Raw genomic sequence first — 21,208 nt, 5'->3', positions numbered from 1 at the left:
CCATCTGCCTGTTGACCATTTACAGTCACCTGCATTTTCCCGCTGCCCGCACCTGCCGGCACTTTCACGCTCATTTGCTTATCGGCGGTGGTAGTGATTACTGCCGGTTGTCCGTTGAAGCTCACGCTTACTTCATCTGCCAGGCTGCTGAAATAATCGCCGGAAATATTGACCAGCGCTCCTGCAGGTGCACTCAATGGAGATACTATTTTGATAACAGGTTTAGGTACCACGGTGAATACATTACCAATGGTCTTCTGTCCGTTGATGCTCACCGCTACCGGACCGGTAGCCACGCCTTCCGGCGCCGTTACCACCAGCTTACTATCTGTAGCACTTATCACGGTTGCTGGTTTACCATTAAAGGTTACCGTGTTGCCCGCAGCGGTGGCAAAGCCTTCCCCGCTGATAGCTACCTGGGTACCTGCACCACCCTTCACCGGCTTGATAGCGCTGATGTTCTGGAACGTGAAATCAGGACCATTTACCGCTTTCCCGTTCACCGTCACCGTTACTTTACCAGTACCGGCACCTACCGGCACCGCCGCTACCAGCAAGGTATCTGAAGCGCCGGTAATCAATGCCGCCTTACCGTTTACCGTTACCGTAGCCGGACCATCCAGACTGCTGAAGCCAGCACCATGGATCGCGATGTTCGTACCTGCGGGACCGTTAGACGGGCTCACCTGGTGTAAACTCAGTGCCTGGTAGGTATAGGTACCCAGCTCCACTTTACGCTCACCGGCCTTTACGACCAGTGTACCGGTACTCCCCTGCTCCGGCGCCAGTACCATCAGGATGGAATCCCGGGCATCTACCACTTTTGCATCTGTACCATTGAAACTTACGGTAACATCCTTGTTAAGACCCTGCCCCTGCAGGGTTACAATGGTACCGGCATTACCGCTGTTAGGCCAGAATGTTTTTACATTCAGGGCTACGGCATCGTTGTTATTGTTTTTCCTGCAGGCAGCTACCAGTATACAGCAAACTGCCAGCAGAGATAAATATTTTCTCATGTTGCTTATATTAATCACTTTAAAAAGAATACCGTAATCCCAGCTGCACTTGTGCACGGGAATTAAAGAAGTCAACAGAATAAGGCTTGCCCGGATTTTCAAAAGTATATACCGGGTAAGCGCCCGGATTCTGCAACGCCGGGAATACCGGTGTTAAACCTGTACTGGCAGTAGAGTTGAACGTATTCGGTGAAAAATACACTTTACCCCAGTTACTGTTCACCAGGTTAGTGAGGTTCACGATATCCAGCGTGAAAGTGATGAACTGTTTACCTCCAAAATGATACTCCTGCGCAAAATGCATATCTGCCTGGATATTCCAGGGTGTGCGACCCGCATTACGCTCCGTGAACTGTCCACGGCGGGAGCGCAGGTACTTATCGCCATCAATGTAGGCATTGAAAGCAGCCGCCTGTTCTTCCGCACTGATCGTTTTGTTCTGGAAATAATTCACGGCTTCTTCTGCTCTGGGGATATACAGTAAGCTTACCTGTTGTGGTAAACCCTGTATACTGTTATTCACAACACCATAGGTAAAGGGGCTGCCCGACTGGGCCGTAGCGAATATGGTCAGGGTACTCACCCAGGTGTTGCTCCAGGCTTTGTGGTAGGTAACGTTACCGACTACACGATGACGTACATCAAAGTTAGACCATGCCAGTCCCGGATTGTTGGGATTCAGTGCCTGGTTCAGCTGCCAGTTACTTTCCATGGAGTTACGGATACCATTGGAGATATCTTTGGAACCACCATAGGTATAAGCCAGTGAAACCTGAATACCGGAAGGGAAGCTACGGTTCACGCTACCGGTGATACTGTAACGGTAACCCTTGCTGGTATTGCTTAACAGGTAGGCATTGGAGAAATGAGGATCTACCGTACCACTGTAAACAGGTTGTTGACGGTCTTTATCATAACCATAATATTTCGGATCATCTTTGATATTCACCTGCTGGAACAATACATCTTTCAATGTCTTGGTGTACATCGCTTCTACTGTGTATTTAAATCCTGCAGAGCTCACATAGTCCACGCCTACACTGCTACGCCATACCTGCGGCATCACGAAGTTGTTGTCCAGTACATCTACCTGTGTTTTACCCGCATTGCGATTATTCATCAGGGCGCCGTTCTGTTCAATAAATTGTGCAATACCATTTGGATTGGGTTTCAGCGGATCACTGCCAGGCGCAAATGCTTTGGTATCTGCTTTCTGGTCAAAAGAGCCGTAGTTGATACCGTTGTTATAATAAGCGTAAGCTATCCAGGCGAAAGGAATACGGCCGGTAAACAGGCCTGTTCCACCACGGATGATGAGGCTTTGGTCGCCTTTCCAGTCGAAGCGGAAACCAAGACGGGGTGACACCTGTACCTTGCCCAGGTAACCGTTGTTAATACGGTTGAGCGGTGTATAGGTGTAGGTGTTACCGAAGAAACCATCGGTATATGCATTTTGTGTTTTATCACTCAGCGCCGGTTTTTGTGGCAGCCAGGTATAGTCTGCACGCAGCCCCGGAATCAGTTTCAGTTTATCCGTTACCTGTATTTCATCCTGTGCATATACGCTGTGCATATTTACACTGAACTTCGCTTCCGGATTTTCCAGGATATAATCGCGGCTGTTGTTGGTATAGTTATAGCTACCTCTTACACGGTAAGGGTTGTTATTGAGATAGTCTTCTATGCTCAGGTAATCCACACGACCATTCCAACTGTTCACGAATCCATAGTTGATGCGGTACAGTTCATTGTGGGTACCGAGTAATACGGTATGTTTTCCTTTGCGCCAGGTGAGGTTGTCAGAGATTTCGATGGTACGTTGTTTCATATCAAAGATGCTGGCTTCACGGTCGGTACCGAGATAAATGGTGGTACCAGGGGTACGGCCTGCAATCTGTACCTGTGGCAGGGTGGGATCGGAATCCGGATTACGTTTGTCATGTACCACACTGTAGCCGGCAATAAAACTGTTAGACCAGCGGCTGTTGAAGCGTGACTTCAGTTCCATCACGGTGGAGCTCTGGTTATTTACCTGCTGGTAAGCCATGCTGCTGAAACGGAAATCCTGCTGATCGCGGTCCATGTTCATGGCTTTCGAGGTAATGGTATTGTTGCGGACAGACAGCTGATGTTTATCATTGATATTCCAGTCGAGGCGGTTAAAGAACTTCTGCGAGCGGGAATAAGCGCTGTAATTGCCGGCGGTACCGGGATCGAAAGCCGCACCGTAGCGATCTAGCGTAGACTGACGGATCTGATCTGCTTCTTTCACGCTGAGGATATGGGCGGTTTCTGCCTGTCCTACGAGCAATTGTGAAGGGTCCTGGCGGGAAGTAATTTCTTCGTTGGTGAAGAAGAACAGTTTGTTTTTGATGATAGGAAAACCTACTCTCACACCTGCCTGGTAATCATAAAAGTCGTTGTTCATTTTGATTCCAGTGGGGCCCTTGCCGGTGAGGGCAGCATTGCGGCCAAAGCCATATACCGAGCCAGTGACAGTGTTGGTACCGCTGCGGGTAACTGCGTTGATACTACCACCGGTGAAGTTACCAATCTTCACATCGAAGGGAGCGAGATATACCTGCATATCTTCGATCGCATCCAGTGATACCGCGTTGGTGCGGGTGCTGGAACCGGGCATACCGGAGCTGCCGGTAATACCTCCTGCAGAAGGACTGAAGCCGATCGCATCGTTATTGATGGCGCCATCGATGGTGACGTTGTTATAGCGGAAGTTGGTACCGGCGAAGGAGTTATCGCGGGATGCCTGTGGTACCATCTTGGTCATGTCCTGCAGGCTGCGGGAAATGGTAGGCATGTTAGACAACTGCGTGCGGCTGATGTTCTGGCCTGCACCGAAGGTGTTGGCAGAAGCGCCTTTCTTCGTGCCTTTAATGGTCACTGCAGACAAGTCCGTACCAGCTACTGCCAATGTAAAATTAAGCTGCATCGGTTCCCCGAGGCGGATATTGAGTTGTTCTCTTTTTTGCGATTGCATGCCCATCATGGTCACGGTCACGGAGTAAGGACCACCGATACGCAGGCCGGGTAAATAATAGCGGCCATCGGTGCCGGTGGCTACGCCGTATTTGGTACCGGAAGGTTCATGCAGGGCTACTACTGTCACGCCGATGAGTGGTTCGTTTTTATCGCCTGTGATTTTTCCGCTGAGCGTACCATTTGTTTCCTGTGCCTGTGCCGGGAAACGGATACAAAGCAGGAGCGCAAAAAAATAAGCTATGTATAAAATTTTATTCATCACAATTACTGGTTTTCTTTTAACAACTGATCGATGACATGTAACACCCCATTACCGGCGATGAAATTTTCTTTGGTCACGTTGGCCGCTACTTTGTTGCCGGTGCCTTTGATGGTGATGCTGGTGTATTTCACGCCTTCATTGTCTTTCAGGAGGGTAATAGCTACGTTATTTCCGTTCTGCATGGCTTGTTCCGTTTGATCGGTGGCGCCGGTGGTGAGGATATAATCGTAAATAAATTTCCGGCCGCCGAAGAAGTGATACAGCAGCAGGTCTTTTAATATTTTCGGATCTGTGCTGTTGATACTGTCTATCGTGAGAAAGCCTGCCGCGCGGAATGCGCTGTTAGACGGTGCGAAGAAAGTATAGGTCGTATTACCCGCAATCAATTCTTTCAGTCCGGCCTGTTGCAGGGCTACATTTAAAAAAGTAAGACTGGTATCTGCAGAAATGGCGACGGAGAGGTTGGGATGTACCAGTGGCTGCAGTACGGTATTTAATACCTGTATCATACCATTGCTGGCAGGCAGGTTGTAGGCCAGTACCGGGCTACCGTTGATGGTAAGCACCGTATCCGCTCCTTTCACCCAATGTGTCACGAACATTTTAGCGCCGGTGACCGCACTCAGTTCCTGGTTAAATTTAAACGGCAGTTTATTCAGTTCCCAGGTACCATTTACGATATGATAGGATACCAGTTTATTGAGGATGTCACCACTTTCTGTGAGCACCTCCTGGGTGCTGCTATAGCCTGCTTTGATGAACGCGTTGTTATCCGGGATCATCACGGTGTATGGTCCTGTTTGTGCCAGCATGGCGCGGTAGCCTGTTCGGCCCAATGCGGTGTTGAAAGAAGAAAAGTTAAATTTATTATCGTCGATCACGTAGGTGAGGCGATTGGTTTCGTCGGCGCCGGCAAGGTTATCTTTATCCTTGCTGCAGGCGGACAACAATAGTATCAGCAAACCTGTATATATAGCTCTTTTCATTTTGTCTGCTTTTTAAAAATTATCTTTTAAAGAGATCCCCTACTTCATGCACTACCCCGTTGATCACTCTGACATTCCTGCTCTTTAAAGGGATATAGGGATAATTAGTGCCTACTCTTCTCGCGGCGGGTTGTCCGTTGTTGCTGATAAAAGACAAGTTGATCCCTACCGGCCCACTGTTGTAGGGTTGCCCTGCATACAATACCAGGCCACTGAGACCGGCTGCATTGTTAGCGAGGTCGTTGGCAAAAAATACCGGACCTACGCGGGAGGTACCGCCAATATCTATTTGCCCTGCACCCATCACTTCAGGACCGCAGGCCAGCAGCATAGAATCCATGGCGGTAACGGGCTGCTGCCAGAACATATTTTCATCATATCCCGGCTCCGGCAATGGCCAGGAACGAAGACAGTATTGCAGGATATCGTCTGCATTATGAAAACCGTTTTTGATAAACGCATCATTATTGGGAGCGAACAGCGTAAACTGGAAGGCCTGGGACGATGATTTCAGTAAGGGTAGTATCTGGGTCATATACACAGATTCGTAGAGGCTATCGTTGATACGCAAGGCTTCCACATATAAGCTGTATTTGGGCTGGCTTTGCAGGTATTCCCACATCGACTGTGTTGGTTTGGCGATCAGGTGATCAATAGGATACATCACCCCATTGGTACCTTCGCTTTGCTGTCCCCATTTGCTCATAGCCATCCCATTCACCAGTAAGCTATCGCCATTTTTTCCCAGGAACTGGAAATCCACATAATCTTTATACCAATCTTCTCTGTCGGCAAAAGAGCGGGATGATAAAGTAGCTACGGCAGTATTGCCTTTGAGAGAGGTGATGTTACCTGGTTTCAGGCCGGCCGGCATTACATAGAAAGACAATAAATCGTTCAGTGTAGCGGCATCCGTGGCCTGTATTTTTGCAGATGTCCATCCGGCTTCATCGAAAGCTTTGTCGGTAGGTACGAGCAGGGTATAATACCCGCTGCCACCTTGTTTTACTTTCTGGTCCATACCGGAGTGTTGCCATGCCTCCCGGAAACGGGCATACGGAGAAGTGGCGAGTTGCTGTTGCCAGGTTTTATCCGGGCCGGCGCCATGCGGTACGGGTTCCCCTACCGGTTCCGGTTCAATATCCTGTTTGCGGCAGGCGGCAAAAGCCAGGATCAGTAATAAGAGTAAAGATATTCTTGCTGTCATCAGTTTCATTTTTATCGCTTCATTAAATCCGGGTTCAGGAAAAGGTCATCGATCACATGCACGATACCATTGTTACAAAGATGGTCTGCATTGACAGTGCCATTTTTATACTGCACGGCGGAAGGGCCTTCCTCATTGGGATACCAGGTGTTAGCTTTCCATTTATAGATGCCTACGCCTGCTGTTTCTCCTCCGTAAGACGGGTTGTAGTCATAGGAAGGCCAGATGGAGTATTTACCTATTTTAATTCCCCGGTCTCCTGATGGCAAATTGCTGTTGATGAGAATTCCGTCGGCACAAAACACATGCATCTTTCTCATTTCGAGCGGGTAAATAGCAAAAACGAGGGGATCATACTCCGCTACATTCATGGCGGCAATTTTTGCTGCTGTGATACCGTATTTATCGAAGGCGCTGTTGGCGGGAGCAAATACCGTGATGGGGTTATTGGTTTTGAGGCCGTCCCATAGATTGAACTTTTTCATGGCGGCGGCAAACAATGTTAAACTGGTATCTGCGGCAATATAATCCTGCACGGTGGCTTGTGTGAGCTTTAGCGGCTTGCCCAGTATATGGATCACCCCATTGACTAATGGAATATTCCGCTTGCTCTCCACGAGGATCAACGCGCCGTTTACATGAATTTCCTGATCATCCGCTGCGGTAACTGTTTTCAATACAGACAAATATATTTGTTCACCTGCCAGGGTAACATACTTGTTATCCAGTTGCATCGGGAAGTTGCTGGTAAAGTAACGGTTGCGGAGAATATGATAGCGGAGCATAAAGCGCAGACTATCGGTATTCATATTAGCCACATCTGCCGGTCCCTTTACCCCCATGGCGTTGAAGGCATTGTTATCGGGTGCAAACAGGGTGAAGGGGCCAGCCTGGTTCAGCGTATCCAGCAACCCTGTTTTTTTGAGCGCTGCCGCCAGGATGCTCAGGTCATAGTTATTCTCAATGAATGCGCCCATCTCGCGCGGCGTAGTGGTTCTGTCAATGGGCGGAATGAGGTTATCTTTCCGGCAGCCTGTTACCAGCGCCAGCAGCAGTAATCCTGCTATGAACTGTTTTATGATAGAAATATTCAGCATATTGAAATAATAAAGACGTTAATAAACAGGCGGTGCAAATTTTCTTTGAATGGTGGTGATGTAAAATTTGCGGTTGATATATTCCACTGTATTCACCGTAGCAAAGGAGCGTGGATTGTTGGTACCGGAATGAATACTCACTACCAGGCCTGTACGCAAATCACATTTCACTTTAAAAGGCAGGTAAGTGGTTTTACCCTCTGCGCCATAGTCGCCCATGATGACCGCAGAAAAAACGCCTTCCGGCAGGAAGCCGGGATAACCGATATTATCGGGCGAAAATCCGGCGGCATAAAATCCGAACTGCTGACTCATGTTGCCCGTAAATATTTTGTTGCTGCTGCTATCCGGGAATAAAGGGAAGCTGAAATAAGGCGCTACCACCGGCTTCAGCGAATGCACGATCTGCCCCATCGGAATACCTCTATAGCCGGGTATCGCCACCGGTGTACTACCTGCCAGTTTATTGAGCGAGTAGTAAATATTCATGGTGTCTCTCAGCTTCGTATTGGAAACATCCGAGTTAGGCACCTGATCCGGTGCTTTGGTATAAAAATTTTGTGAACTGAGGTTATAGAAGTTCACATATACCATAGAATCAGCGAAAGGTTGTTTGGGAAATGTTTCCTGACGCAGGTACATGAACGGATGCTGACTGCTGTATTCTTCTACCAGGGCGTGCATCGTATATACTTCGCCGGCGCCCAGGTCTATAGTGGTATCGATGAGCGTCACGCCTCTTTCCAGTCTGTCCAGTTCAAAGTAAGGTGTATTGTTCTTAGGCCTGGTCTGAAAAATGATGCGGTGTTTACCGGAAGGCACCTGCGCCCAGCTGGACAAATCATAACCATTCACGATCGGCGCGGCCAATACTCTTTTGGTACCGGGATATTCCTTTTGCCAGAGCACATTGCTGGCGGCATCCGGGTAAGGGCGTGCCCAACTGTCGCGCTGATCGAGGAAGTCGCCGGTGATGGCAGCACTTACCGGTACCCCGTACTGGTCAAGTTCCGGATCTACCAGGAAAGCAAGAAAAGGTTGCGGTGCATCTTTATTATCGAGGGAGACGTTAAATTCCAGGCAGTTGAATACCCGCAGATAAGCGGGATTATTCAATACCACATATTCTGTTTTACGACAGCTACTGACAAACAGCGCGGCCAGTAACAGTGGTAATAAAAAGTATTTATTGTTCATAAGACTACTCAATTGTTATGTTTCACAATAATCATCCGGGCTTTTTCGGTGGCGTTGGGGGCAGTGCTGCCCACCAGTGCTACGGTATAAATACCTGGCTCCGTCTGCGGCAGTTCCGGTGTTTTATACAATTCCGGGCGGGCAATAAAGGCTCGGCTTTTCACCGGGGCAATGTTGCGCAGCCAGTCGCCGGGTGTAATACCCGGAGTAGAAGCATAGGCCAGGATCATGCTGGGGGAGTTGACCATTTTCCTTTCATACGGTTCGTTGGTAGCTGGTATACCGAGATACAGGTGTTGTGATCCTGGTGCAGTACGCATCGGTTGTCCGTTATCCTGTGTGAAGGTTACCTCATCGAGATCCGGGCAAAAGTTCATGAAGCGCATCCAGAAAGGATAGATGTCTACATACATGCCATTGGATCCATTATCGGTAGAGGTACCACTGTAGTATTTACCACTGAGATTATTCGCTACAAAAGCAATAGCGGTAGTACCATCCTTGCGGGTATACAACCAGGCGGTCTGGTTATCGGCGGGCTGCAGATCGAGTTTACTTTCTGCCAATAGCTTTCCATCTTCTCCCAAAGCTTTTACGATATGTGTACCTGTTATATAGCGGGCATACGTAGTTTGTTGTGCGAAGGCCAGTGTAGTACCCAATGGTTGTCCGTCTACCTGCCAGGTGATTTTTTTACCAGCGGCAACGTTCACACCCTGTAAACGGGCGTAGGTAATATTTACCGGCTCTGAGATATCCGCGATGACGCGGAAACCATTGTTTTCTGATTTGTACGTTTCTCCATTTGGGTTACCGGTAGGAATATTCACGTCGTAAGTACTGGCTACTACAATAGTATAGATACCGCCGGGCTGATATGTTTTTATCGGTGCGTAAGTGAGCCAGGTATCTTTATTACCGCCAAGACCAGGTGTACCGAGTAGGTCCATCAGGGTGCCGGTAGCCGGATTCAGCACGGTGTACATGCTGTTGGATGCCGGTATTTCCTTTCCTTCCGTACTCAACACTTTGAACTGATAGGTACCATAGGGCAGTTCCACATAATCAGAATATTTGCCGGGGGCCACATTACTCAAACCGGGTACGGCAGTACCATCTGCCAGTGTTACCGACATAGGACCTGTGCGGAGAATACCAGCAGGTATAGTACCACTGTTGACAGAACTCAGATTGAGCAAACGGACCTTAAATCCGGCCGGATCTGCTGCCGGTGATATACCACGGGGGATCTCAAACAAAGAGTCCGGGAAACCGGCCGCATTAGGGCGAAAACGCACAAAGTAATAATCATTCGGATGGGCGTCATCATCTTTTGCCCGGAATGGGCGGGCCGGCGGCACGTAGTTCCTGGCAGACAGGCTGCTGAACATAATACTATCCAGCACCCCATTTTTCACCAGTTCACGTGGCACCGTATAGGTAGTACCTAAACGACCGGATTCCGGAAACCAGAAAGTACCTCTTGTTTCGTTCGGACCGTAGTAGCCCTCTGGGTCGGGCTTCATATAGCTGGTGAGTTGTTTTCCACCCACCGACAATTCTGTAGCCCCATATAAATTTACGAGGCGGATAGAAGAAGCCGTCACCGGCTGCTGTATTACCCGGTTATCGTAATTGTAGTCCAGCTTTTTGCTACAGGCACTCATCATCACTGCAGCCGCTAAGAGTATATAAGTAATTTTCATTTTCATCATTCAAATTTTTACAGGTTGAAAGTCAATCCCAGCATAAATTCTGTTCCGCGGTAAAAACTTCTGCGTACATATTTCTTTCTATAAAAATTTCCACCGGTACCCGGGTTGGCATACACTTCTTCCACCGGCCTGTCGAGTATATTTTTAGCGAAACCTTTTAATTGCAGGCGTTTCAGCAACTGTTGGGAAAACACGATGTCCAGTACCGGATTAGGTCTGGAATACAGATCCGGCGTACCATCCAGGTTTACCTGGATGAGGCGCTCTCCTACCATGTTAAAAGTGGTAGTGATATCTGTACCTGTTTTGCTGTTGTTATAGTTCAGGAACACGTTCACCGAATAAGGAGCCTGTTCAAACAACGGGCTGTTGGCAGGCGCGCGGCGATCGATGGCGCGGGAAGATTCCAGTCTCTCCGGTGTTTTCTTGATTTCACTTTGTGCCAGCAATAAGTTGGAGCCCAGTGAAAAGTTTTTCATCATCTGACTCAGGATGCTCAGGTTCTTTACTACCTCCAGCTCTATCCCATACACCTTTCCCTTGTTAGGATCGTTCTGGAATTCGATGGCCGGAAATTCCGGGAAACGAGCGTTCAGCCCGGATGAATTCTGTTTGAATACCTTTGTTAACTGGTTATTGATTTCTTTATAAAAAAGAGATGCAGAGATCACTTCTCCCGGATGCGGGAACCATTCCCAACGAAAATCATAGTTAGTGGTATGCTGGTTTTTTAACTTCGGATTACCTACTACCAATGCAAACTGGAAAGGATCAAAATCAAATACGTTGGTGAGCTCTCTCAGCTCTGGTCTTGCCAGCGTGGTGTTGTAGCCCAGCCGGAAGTTCATATTCTTATTCAGCGTATAGGTAAGGTTAGCAGAGTAGTAAGGTTCGTAATCTGTTTTATAGATAGAATTCGGTTCCGTATATACCAGGTTTACTTTATTACCGCTGGCGTCGTTGGTGGTGATAGAAGGATCCAGGAACACGTTAGATGTATCCACCGCCGCCTGTATATCCGTCATTTCAAAACGCACCCCACCGGTAAAGCGCAGTTGTTCTGTGACATGCAGATCGAGCATACCATAGAAAGCGCGGGTTTCATAGTAGCCCTTGTAGTTGTTAGGCGACTTCTGGATGTTATATAAGAACCCTCCAACGCGGGGCGCTCCTTCTTCATTATAAGATGATGGCGGGCGGATACCGATGCGGTCGTAGCCTACCAGCTGATCCAGCTGACCATTTACTTCATACAAAGGCAATGCACCATCGGTGGAGTAGTTAGATCCCGGGAGATAGAGTACGTTCTCTGAAAAACTTCTTCTGCGATGCAGGTAGTTTACTCCTGTTTTAAATTCCTGCTTTTTATCGAGGGCTTTAAAAGGGATGGTCACATCTGCCTTATAATTGTAATTATTCTCTTTGAGATGACGGAAACGGCGACCATTCGGATCTGCCTGGATGATACCGTAAGGACCATATCCATTTACATAACCGGATACCAGGGAATACAGACTGGGACTGGATATCACCGGCGGGGTGGTGCCGGGTGTTGTTACCGGACCTGTATAAGAGCTTCCGCCGTTGATGCGGTAATCTGCCAGGTTCACAAAGCGGTAATCCGGATCATCCTGTGTAGACGAAGAGCTGGCCATGTTGTAGCTCAGTCTTGGTGCATATTCGTTTTTGCCAAACTTATGCTCGCCTTGTAAGTTAAAGGTATTGAGTGTGCGGTAGCTTTGGCGTAAGGCATAGATGAGGTTATACACTTTGCCGGGCAGACCGGTGTACTCGTAGGCGCCGTGCAGGTTGGTGGCGCGGGTTTCCGCACCACGACTGCCCAGATACTGCATACTTATTTCGTGCTGAGGGCTGAAGCGATAAGTGAGTCCACCCAAAAATCCATAGTTGAGTGTTTGTGTGCCGGTGTTTTCCTTATAGTTTAAGTACTTCCCCAGGTTAATGTTGTTAGGGGTAATATAGTTAGGAATCACGCGGGGACTGTACAATGCGCTGTTGCCCGTTAACACGCCCTGGTATACACTATACTGGGTCAGTGATCCATCGTGGATATCGTTGGTACGGTTGTAATAGTTGGCGCCGGCTATTAATCCTACCTGGTGTTTCTTAAATACTGTGTAACTGTTGCCGTAAGTGATGGAATAGATCTGGTTTAGCGGCGCCCTTTTATATTTAGTAGTTAGTACCGGGTCAAAGCCATGCATAATTTTGTTGATGCGGTTGGCTTCTGTGAGCAGTGCAGGGTCGTTGCGGCTGTTGGCGATGTTGCGTTGAATATCGCCTAATCCGTTTGGGTATTGGGAGGAGAGCTGTTGAAAATCGTTGGTCAGTCCTTTTCCTTTTACCTTTTGTCCGAGGAAGCCCATGTCGCTGTTATAGAAACTGTTGACATAGCTGCCTGTTTGTGAGTTCATACCGGATTGCACGGTGATGCTCAGCGTTTGCCGGTCGGGGACTGATTTTGTTTTCAGTTCCACGATACCGGYGGCCGCATCTGCAGGTTTATCAGAGGTAGTCGTTTTATAGATGGTGATGTTATCCAGCAGGCCGGCAGGTACCAGGTCCAGGGGAATGGCGCTTCTATCCGGATCTGAAGAGGCGAGGCGGATACCATTCAACTGACCGATCACACTACGATCCCCCAATCCGCGGATCGCCACATACTTATCATCTGTTACCGTTACACCCGACACCCGTTGCAGTGCCTGGGTGGTGGTGATGCTGGCGGTTTTTTCAATGTTCTGTGCCGAGATCCCATCGGAAATCATGGCGGAGTTTTTACGGTCGTTGAGCAGCATGGCTTCCGTGTTGGAGCGTCTGCGTGCATCTACCGTTACAGCAGCGAGGGTTTTACTGTCTGCTTTCAGCAGTACAGATAAAACAGGCGAATTGCCGGCCTTCACCATCTTAGTAGCGTAACCTACATAATACACTACCAGTACATCGGTGGTATCTTTCACGTCAATGAAAAAGCGGCCGGATTCGTCTGCAGTAACTACGCTGCCAGTGCTTTGCGCCATGATTTCCGCGTGGGCCACCGGGTTGTTTTTAGTTGCGTCGATGACGATCCCGCTGATGGTTCTTTTGCGGGGAGCTGTTGATTGTTTTATAATAATTTTGCGGATCACAATCTTTTTGCCGTCTACAGCTTCATATTCCAGTCCCGTATTCAGGAGCAGGTAGCCGAGTACTTCCGCTACCGTTTTATTATTCAGATCGGCGTTATATTTCTTGTCCAGCACTTTGATATCAGCAGGGTTGTAAAAGAAGGTGACTCCTCCTTTTGATTGTAACTGGCTGAAACATTTTGCGATGCCTTCATTCCTGAAACTGATGTTGATCTTCTGCTGTAACACGTTGTTTTGCGCCATTGCCGGGAGCGCCATCAACAGCAGGATCCACATACATCCGTGTAAAATTTTTTCCTTCATTCGTTTGATGATTTGAGACAACAGTTAGCCGTTGCCAACAGCTGTCAGCTGTTAGCTTTTGGCAGTTAGCTTGCCACATGATTTAATACCGTATACTATTTGATTAAAATGGTTCCGTCCTTATTTTTATGTATCGTTAACCTGTAGGAAAGGGAAATTACTTTGAGCATGTCGTCGAGAGAATCACTTTGTTCGAAGGCACCGGTGAATTTTAAACCCGCCGTAGCCGCATTTTTGCAGATGATTTTTACCCCGTACAATTTTTCTATCTCACTAAAAACTGCTGACAATACAGACTCATTGAACATTAACTTGTTACTGATCCAGCCGGTATTCACTTCCTGCTGTGTATATATTGTTATTTGTTGCGCTGTTTTGTTGAATACCAGCTCCTCTGCTGCACCGAGCTGCCGTGTGACCGTTTCTGCCGTCACCGCTACCCTACCCGATTTCACACTTACCTTGGGCGACTGAATACCGATACTATCGGTCACTACAAACGAAGTTCCCAGCACCTGCACTTTCAGGTTAGGGCCGGTAATAATAAAGGGCGCCGTTTCCGGAGTGACATCAAAAAATGCCTCCCCATTTACTTTGATGCTGCGTTTGGGTCCCCGGAAATATTTCGGATACATCATGGTGGTACCGCCGTTTAATACTACCACGGAGCTATCCGGCAGTATTACTTTCTTTACCTGGTACTTCAGGGCAGTCACCATTTCGATGGGTACGGGATTGAGCCAGTCCTGCAGTTCGAAGCGGTATACCATAGCTGCTACCAACAGCGATACACTCGCCGCTGCCGCCATACTATACTTCCAGATACTGGTTTTGCGGGGTTCGTATATCGCTAACCGTAAGTTGTCGAGCACCTGCTGCCGCTGTACATCAGCATCTGCCGGAAGCTCCTTCTCCACCATGGCCTTGTCCAGCCACTGCTGTAAAATTGCCGCTTCCCTGCGGGAGGCATTTCCCGCCAGGTAGTTATCGACCATTCTTTTAAACTGTGATATATTCATCCGGAACATTCTTCTATAGATATGTTCCCGGAAAGGGAGTGCTTGTCCCGAAGAAGTACGTTAAGGAATTATTAACTGATGAATTCTATCAGTAACATGGCTACAGCAATATGGTGCCGGAGCGCCTTCAGCGCGAGGTGCAGCTGATTTCTCACTGTTTTTTCAGAGAGATTTAATTTTTGGGCAATCTCTGTAATGGATAAATGGTGACGGCGACTCAGCAGAAATATCTCCCTGGTTTTTACCGGGAGGGTATTTAATTGTTCATCTATCTCCCTGAATACATCCGCTTCCTCCATCTTCTCCCAGATATCATTTAATACGGGTAATATATATTCCTGTACCCGGTCCAGTTCCTCCGGGCGGTTCATGACTTCCTGTAATTTCTTCAGCGACTGAAAACGTACGGCCTGCAGCAGGTAGCTTTCCAGCGGGCCCTTTATATTTATTCTCTCCCGCCGCGACCAGAGGGAGATATACACCAGTTGTACCACGTCTTTGGCATCATCTGCCGAGCCCAGGATCTTTAGCGCAAAGGCATATAATACCGGCCAGTGACGGTTGAAACACCTTTCAAAAGCTTTCTGATCACCGGCACGGATAAGATTGAGTAACTCGATATCTTCACTAGACTGCATGGCTGGTCGTAATTTAACAACGCGAGGCAAAATAGTGGATTTGGGGTTGCCGGGATTTTAAGTTAGTGTTATCTTTTGCCTGCCATTCTTTAATAACCATACTGCTCCTGCCATTGCAAGCAATACAATGCTCGTCCACGCAATCTGATGCACGTTCGTCCTTGCGATAGTCATGCCCCCTACCGTTGCCCCAATGGTGACCGCCAGGTTGCCACAGGAAGTAAAAATACTGTTTACGAATTCCGGTGACTCCGGCGCCGCGGAAGTGACGTTGATATTGCTGATCAGGAAACCACCGGTGTGGATAAAGCCCCAGATGATAATGACACCGATCATCAACTCCTTATGTGCACCCGCCGTGTACAGGATGATATGTGTTATCGCTAATGCTGCTATGAATACGATGGTAGTATTGCTGATACTTTTACTCAGCATCTTCCCCGCCAGCCAGTTGCCGCCCACGCCTGTAATACCAAAGATCAACAACATGGCGCTGATTTCACTGCCGCTCATACGCGTAACGTTATCCAGGTACGCTGCCAGATAGCCATAACTGGCATACATCGCCGATACCATCAGACAGGCGAGTAATAATTGCGCCCATAGCTCCTTCTTCTTAAGAACACTTAGTTGGCTACTGTATGATACTTTTTCTGCTGGCATAGCCGGCAACCATACCGCCATGCCTATTCCCGAAATGACATTTACCACCACGCATAAACCGAAAGCCGCCTTCCAGGTAAACAGGTCCCCCATCAATGTAGACAACGGCACGCCGAGCACACTTGCAATCGTAAAGCCACCAAAGACAATCCCCACTGCCCTGGGCGCATCTTCCTTCTTAACGCTGGTTGCCGCCGTGGATAACGCAATAGACCAAAACACCGGATGCAAAAACGCAGGAAGGATCCTGGCGATCAGCAATGTATTAAAGTTCGTTGCCTCGTACGAAATGACGTTCGAAATCGTGAAGATGCTCAGCACAAAGAGCATCGCCTTCTTTTTATCCATGTTCCCAAACAGCAGCACCATGAACGGCCCGAAGATCGCAATCACCAACGCAAAAGCACTCAACAGCCAACCGGCTTTGTCGATCGTAACCTGGAAATGCGCCGCTATCTGCGGTAAAATACCTATTACGCCAAATTCTGTTGTGGCAATGCCGAAGATGCCTAAAGCCAGTAAATAAAGTGTTCGTTTCATCCTGCTAATTTTTATGCAAATTTGCAGGGAGGAGTTCATGCTTTGAGGTAGTTTACTTTTTAGTGTGATACTTACCTTTTTGAAAGTATCTTAATCAGTTTGAGTTATGCCGGAATTTTTTCATGATAGTAAGTTGTATTATACGCCGATTGAGTTTGCACTCAAGCACATTGGTGGGACGTGGAAGATGCCCATTCTCTGGCGCCTGCATCTACGTGTCATGCGGTATGGGGAACTCAAAAACGACATACCACATATTACACATAAAATGCTCACCTCGCAGCTGCGGGAACTGGAGGAACTGGGGATGGTGGAGCGGATCGTTTATCCTGTAGCACCACCCAAGGTGGAGTACAAGATTACTGCTACGGGTTTACTTGCTGTACCGGTGATAGAGACGATTATGAAGTATGGCGTGGAGATGATGGGGGTTGCCGGGGTGGCGTATCCGCCGATTTCTTAGTGGGTGCATGTTCATTGCAGGGGTGTTTCTTAAATTCGGATCATGAAAAAAGCTCGGATTATATTGGTGATGGTGGCATTGGCCGGAATGACTGGCGGCGCATTGGCGTATTTTACGCCAACGGTTTATTATAAGCCGGCGTATGTAGGTGGAGAGTGTACGGTGGCGTTTACGCCGTATTATAGCGTGGTGACGGATACTCGTATCGCAGGGAAAGAGGTGTTGATGGCGAAGGAGCCTGGGAAATGTGAGACGTATATTATTATTGGGGAGTAAAAAATTATTTTAAAAAGATGGTAAGAATTGGACTAGAAAACGGTTCCTGTTGAAGGAGTTACCATATTGATATACCTCCACATATTCTTCTATTACTCCAGATAATGCTCATGCTCGCCCGTTGACTGCAGTCATACCTGGTCAATAGTACGGCAATTGGTAATCAAAAAAGTCTTCAGAAAGTTGGCTGTACTTACCATTTGTTCCTAGCAAACAAAAGGCTCTAATCATGCGCAAAGATCAAGTGGACAAGCACATTCTAAACAAGAATTTAGAATTCAAACTTAAAAAAATGAAAAATGAAAAAAGCTAAAATTGCATTAACAGCTATTGCAGTACTAGCAATTACTGGTGGAGCATTGGCTTACAAAGCCACCCTAACGCACCTGTTCTATTCTACGGGACCACAAGGAAAATGTAATGCTACATTATTCACCAAGTTAGCTCCTACGACAACTCTTTTCTTTGGAGGATTTACGACATTACTATCTCCATCAAAAGACAATCAAAATCCCTGTCCAGGAATATCGGTTATGCCTTCCGCTTAAATGATAAATATTAATAATAACTCACTAAAGATACTATCTTCAGTTGTTTAGCTCACCGTTTTAGTCTGAAATGATGAAGCTCACAAAAGCGAGGGCTAGATTTAACGTCTAAAATTTTAGCGATAGAATTCCCCCCTGATATATTCTGTATTCAGTTAAACATATTTCAGGGGGCTATCTATTTAGGAAACTATTATACTAGGGAATAGCTTCAATAGAAGGAGTCACAAAACGTGTCGCTGTAACAAATAACTTTAACAAATTCAAAAGCTTCACCTCTTATTTAAAGCTCTATGAGAGTCTCTAAAATTATTAAATTAGAGATCTATTTTCTTTTATCCAGACCTACTAGATGTCATATAGAACATATATCTACAACGTATCAGTAACCAATTCTGGTCTAGGATTCTTACAGCTATCATCAAGCGCAAGCCCGGTTGTAAATCCCCTTTGATTTGCAGGAACTCCTCTTGTCATCCAAATTGGAGGAAGACTGTCCTTTAAATAATGATCAAAAAACTGTTTCATGCGAATACTATAATCCTTCGCCTCATTCCCAAGTACACCATGATTTCCTTCATACACCAACATCCAAGATCTCTTACGCAAACGGCGTAACGCCGTGAAGAACTCTATGGCATTTGAAAATGAGCAAATACCATCATCTTTGGTATGCATTAATAAAATTGGCGTTGAGATCTTGTTTGCGTAAAGGATTGGTGAGTTCTCAATATATTTATTCGTTATTTCCCATAAAGTTCCCCCCATTCTAAATTGACCTATTTCGTACATCCCTTGCAAACTTGCTCCGTACCCTAGGATGCTCCCATAGCTGCTAATCCAGTCGGCAATTCCTGATGCAGAACAAGCTGCCGCGAATAAACTAGTCTTCGTGACCAAATAGTTCGTCTGAATCCCTCCCCAACTGCATCCTTGCAACGCTATTTTCTTTGCATTAACAAATGGGATTTTCGCTAAATGCAAAGCCGCAGAAACAATCGACTCATAGGTTCCTTCCATGGGATCTCCAATAACATAGTGAATATCAGGACAAAATACCAAATATCCATTGCTTACGTAGTATGGTATACTTATGTTACAAGCTTCCGAAAGTGCCTCTGGAATCAAATAAGCATTTAAGCCATCGCTCTTTTTCTCATAGTAATGGATGATAACAGGATACCTATGCAAAGAATCAAAATTTTCCGGTTTATACAAGATTCCTTTAATCTTTGTTCCATTTATGGATTCCCAATTATGTAATTCTGAGGTATACCAGTTATATGCTTCTTGCGGCTGCATTCTACTTATTGCTCTGAATTTCTTAAAGTCTGACGTAGTAAAATAATTAGGAGCTTCTGTTGCGCTCATTCTTTTTACTATATACCTTTTTGCACTTCGAGCTTTCAATGGGCAAAAATTGTATATGCTCTGAATACTCTGATTTCCAGCTACATCATATATATACGGTCCCATTGTTAATGAATCCGGGTTTCCGATCGTTCCTAACTTTTTTTTATAGAATCCGCTTTCCTTTGTCTCTTGGTTAAACGCTGAAAATAACAGGACTTCGTTACGGGATAAGTAACGCTGGTTATATGGATCAATCGCCAATGTAAAAACGAAATTATGCTCTCGACCATAGGCGTTTGTTAAATTTACTGGAGGAATTATCCCAGCGGGATCAATTTGCCAAATATCATTCTGCCCATAAATAATTACAGTAGCATCATCCTGCTCCCATCCTCCGATACTTCTATAGCGATAATATTCACTTTTTATATCATTTCCCCAAAACTCATTAATCCCCTGCGTTATATTTCTAATCTTGCTCGATTTTATTTCATAAGAAAAATAATTGTTAAGCTCCTTATTAAAGTAGATTATATATTTTTGACTGGGTGATAGTTCAACTAAATTATTCCCTTCTACAAAAGACAATAATTTCCTTGATCCATTTATCGTTGATATAAGATACCAATATATTCTGCAGCTTACATTCCATTTTATCTCTCCTCCCATTCCATCGTTTTGTTGCTTTCTAATTAATGCAAATGTATCAGAAACATAAGTAGTATTTGGCAATGCGAGCCATTCGTCTGTATATTCTAGCTGAAAAACTTTATCAGTACCGACTCGTATGGCGCCAGTATAATTACGGGATATTGGGCTCGACATCTGGTGAGATTGCAACTTCTGATCATTGTAATTCCAAATATCTACCTGAATAGCATCTTTGGCACTTTCGGAGCGGGCAGGATCTCCCTCTGTCAAAGTGAAAAATATCTGACCACCATCTTTGCTAAATCTAATAATTTCTCCGATCTTTCCCCCCCCTGGTATCCCTTCAGAGGAGTCTTTCGCCAAGCACTTAAGTGATTCCCTATCTGACAATTTATAATACCAGATTGCTTTTTTTTTATACATTCTATCCACACCAATAAAAGCAAGTTGCTTACCTTCTTCGTCCATAGTAATACTATTTATGTCAACACCTTTCCATATGTTATGAAATTCGTTTCCACGTACATTTACTATGTTCACTTCTTGCGTAAACTCTTTTTCTTCTTTAGATGTCTGTAGCAATACTAGAATTTCACCGTTCAAGCTTACTTTATAAAGACTAACTGACGAATAAAATCTAAGCTCCGCCGTTTTCATACATCTTCTCACCAAATTATTACCTGGCCCTTTCAAACGATAGAACAGGCTATTCTCTTTAATTTCGAAAGACGAAACATTAGGAATATAAGAAACTTCTGAAGTACCCAATTTAATTATACATAAACTATCATTATTATTAATCCAGAGTGCAATGCGGAAGCCAGAACAAATTGTAATCCTACCAGAAATATATGGGATAACGAATTTCCATTTATTCCTCAATGACATTACAACACCAGTTCGAAACCCTTTAGGTTCATTTTCAATAGAGTAACAGGCAAATTTCCCATCATTACTAATATCTTCCTCTATAACCGAAGGCCAATTGCTATAGGTACTTGAATCAATTAACCGCTTTAAATTAATTCCTGGATTACTGCTTTTGGATTGGCTGAAACAAGCCAAAATAAAAGTTTGAAAGTAAAGAAATGTGTAAATAATTTTTCTTACATGCATACCGTT

The 21,208-nt window shown here is 46.0% G+C and carries 15 protein-coding genes; 3 read left to right on the top strand and 12 right to left on the bottom strand.

Annotation, left to right across the window (positions count from 1 at the left end; all coding sequences use genetic code 11):
- The 11 genes from AC1DP6_RS33925 to AC1DP6_RS33875 all read right to left on the bottom strand — a co-directional run.
- The coding region (locus tag AC1DP6_RS33925; RefSeq protein ID WP_477058849.1) for an IPT/TIG domain-containing protein at positions 1 to 1,019 on the bottom strand (1,019 nt) is incomplete at its 3' end.
- Between the two features lie 19 nt (positions 1,020 to 1,038).
- Positions 1,039 to 4,278 carry a TonB-dependent receptor gene (locus AC1DP6_RS33920; protein ID WP_477058848.1) on the bottom strand — a complete coding sequence of 1,080 codons (3,240 nt, stop codon included), beginning with the start codon at positions 4,276 to 4,278 and terminating at the stop codon, positions 1,039 to 1,041.
- A gap of 5 nt (positions 4,279 to 4,283) precedes the next feature.
- The gene (locus AC1DP6_RS33915) at positions 4,284 to 5,267 is read right to left on the bottom strand and encodes a fasciclin domain-containing protein (protein WP_477058847.1); all 984 of its coding nucleotides are present in this window, start codon (positions 5,265 to 5,267) and stop codon (positions 4,284 to 4,286) included.
- 19 nt (positions 5,268 to 5,286) lie between these two features.
- Positions 5,287 to 6,474, bottom strand: a complete 1,188-nt coding sequence (locus tag AC1DP6_RS33910) for a fasciclin domain-containing protein (protein ID WP_477058846.1) — start codon at positions 6,472 to 6,474, stop codon at positions 5,287 to 5,289.
- 11 nt (positions 6,475 to 6,485) lie between these two features.
- Positions 6,486 to 7,571, bottom strand: coding sequence for a fasciclin domain-containing protein (locus AC1DP6_RS33905; RefSeq protein WP_477058845.1), 1,086 nt, complete (start codon positions 7,569 to 7,571; stop codon positions 6,486 to 6,488).
- An 18-nt stretch (positions 7,572 to 7,589) separates the two neighbouring features.
- The gene (locus AC1DP6_RS33900; RefSeq protein ID WP_477058844.1) at positions 7,590 to 8,768 is read right to left on the bottom strand and encodes a hypothetical protein; all 1,179 of its coding nucleotides are present in this window, start codon (positions 8,766 to 8,768) and stop codon (positions 7,590 to 7,592) included.
- Between the two features lie 8 nt (positions 8,769 to 8,776).
- Positions 8,777 to 10,474, bottom strand: coding sequence for a hypothetical protein (locus tag AC1DP6_RS33895; protein WP_477058843.1), 1,698 nt, complete (start codon positions 10,472 to 10,474; stop codon positions 8,777 to 8,779).
- A gap of 17 nt (positions 10,475 to 10,491) precedes the next feature.
- Positions 10,492 to 13,935: a TonB-dependent receptor domain-containing protein gene (locus AC1DP6_RS33890; RefSeq protein WP_477058842.1), complete on the bottom strand. Its 3,444-nt coding sequence runs from the start codon at positions 13,933 to 13,935 to the stop codon at positions 10,492 to 10,494.
- 95 nt (positions 13,936 to 14,030) lie between these two features.
- Positions 14,031 to 14,954, bottom strand: a complete 924-nt coding sequence (locus AC1DP6_RS33885; RefSeq protein ID WP_477058841.1) for a FecR family protein — start codon at positions 14,952 to 14,954, stop codon at positions 14,031 to 14,033.
- A gap of 71 nt (positions 14,955 to 15,025) precedes the next feature.
- On the bottom strand, positions 15,026 to 15,592 hold the full coding sequence (locus tag AC1DP6_RS33880) for an RNA polymerase sigma factor (RefSeq protein WP_441571947.1): 567 nt from the start codon (positions 15,590 to 15,592) through the stop codon (positions 15,026 to 15,028).
- Between the two features lie 57 nt (positions 15,593 to 15,649).
- Complete coding sequence (locus AC1DP6_RS33875) at positions 15,650 to 16,795, bottom strand: MFS transporter (protein ID WP_477058840.1); 1,146 nt, start codon at positions 16,793 to 16,795, stop codon at positions 15,650 to 15,652.
- Positions 16,796 to 16,901: 106 nt separating this feature from the next.
- Here AC1DP6_RS33875 and AC1DP6_RS33870 point away from each other — a divergent pair, with 106 nt between their 5' ends.
- The 3 genes from AC1DP6_RS33870 (at position 16,902) to AC1DP6_RS33860 (ending at position 18,082) form a co-directional block, all read left to right on the top strand.
- Positions 16,902 to 17,258 carry a winged helix-turn-helix transcriptional regulator gene (locus AC1DP6_RS33870; RefSeq protein ID WP_477058839.1) on the top strand — a complete coding sequence of 119 codons (357 nt, stop codon included), beginning with the start codon at positions 16,902 to 16,904 and terminating at the stop codon, positions 17,256 to 17,258.
- A 42-nt stretch (positions 17,259 to 17,300) separates the two neighbouring features.
- Entirely contained in the window at positions 17,301 to 17,534 is a 234-nt protein-coding gene (locus AC1DP6_RS33865; protein ID WP_477058838.1) for a hypothetical protein, read from the top strand.
- Between the two features lie 299 nt (positions 17,535 to 17,833).
- Positions 17,834 to 18,082 carry a hypothetical protein gene (locus tag AC1DP6_RS33860; protein WP_477058837.1) on the top strand — a complete coding sequence of 83 codons (249 nt, stop codon included), beginning with the start codon at positions 17,834 to 17,836 and terminating at the stop codon, positions 18,080 to 18,082.
- Between the two features lie 372 nt (positions 18,083 to 18,454).
- On the opposite strand, the gene AC1DP6_RS33855 is transcribed toward AC1DP6_RS33860, so the two are convergent.
- The gene (locus AC1DP6_RS33855; protein ID WP_477058836.1) at positions 18,455 to 21,202 is read right to left on the bottom strand and encodes an alpha/beta hydrolase family protein; all 2,748 of its coding nucleotides are present in this window, start codon (positions 21,200 to 21,202) and stop codon (positions 18,455 to 18,457) included.
- Positions 21,203 to 21,208 lie beyond the last annotated feature (6 nt).

Source organism: Chitinophaga sp. 01L420 (assembly GCF_056399985.1).
This window is presented reverse-complemented; position numbering and strand designations above follow the sequence as displayed.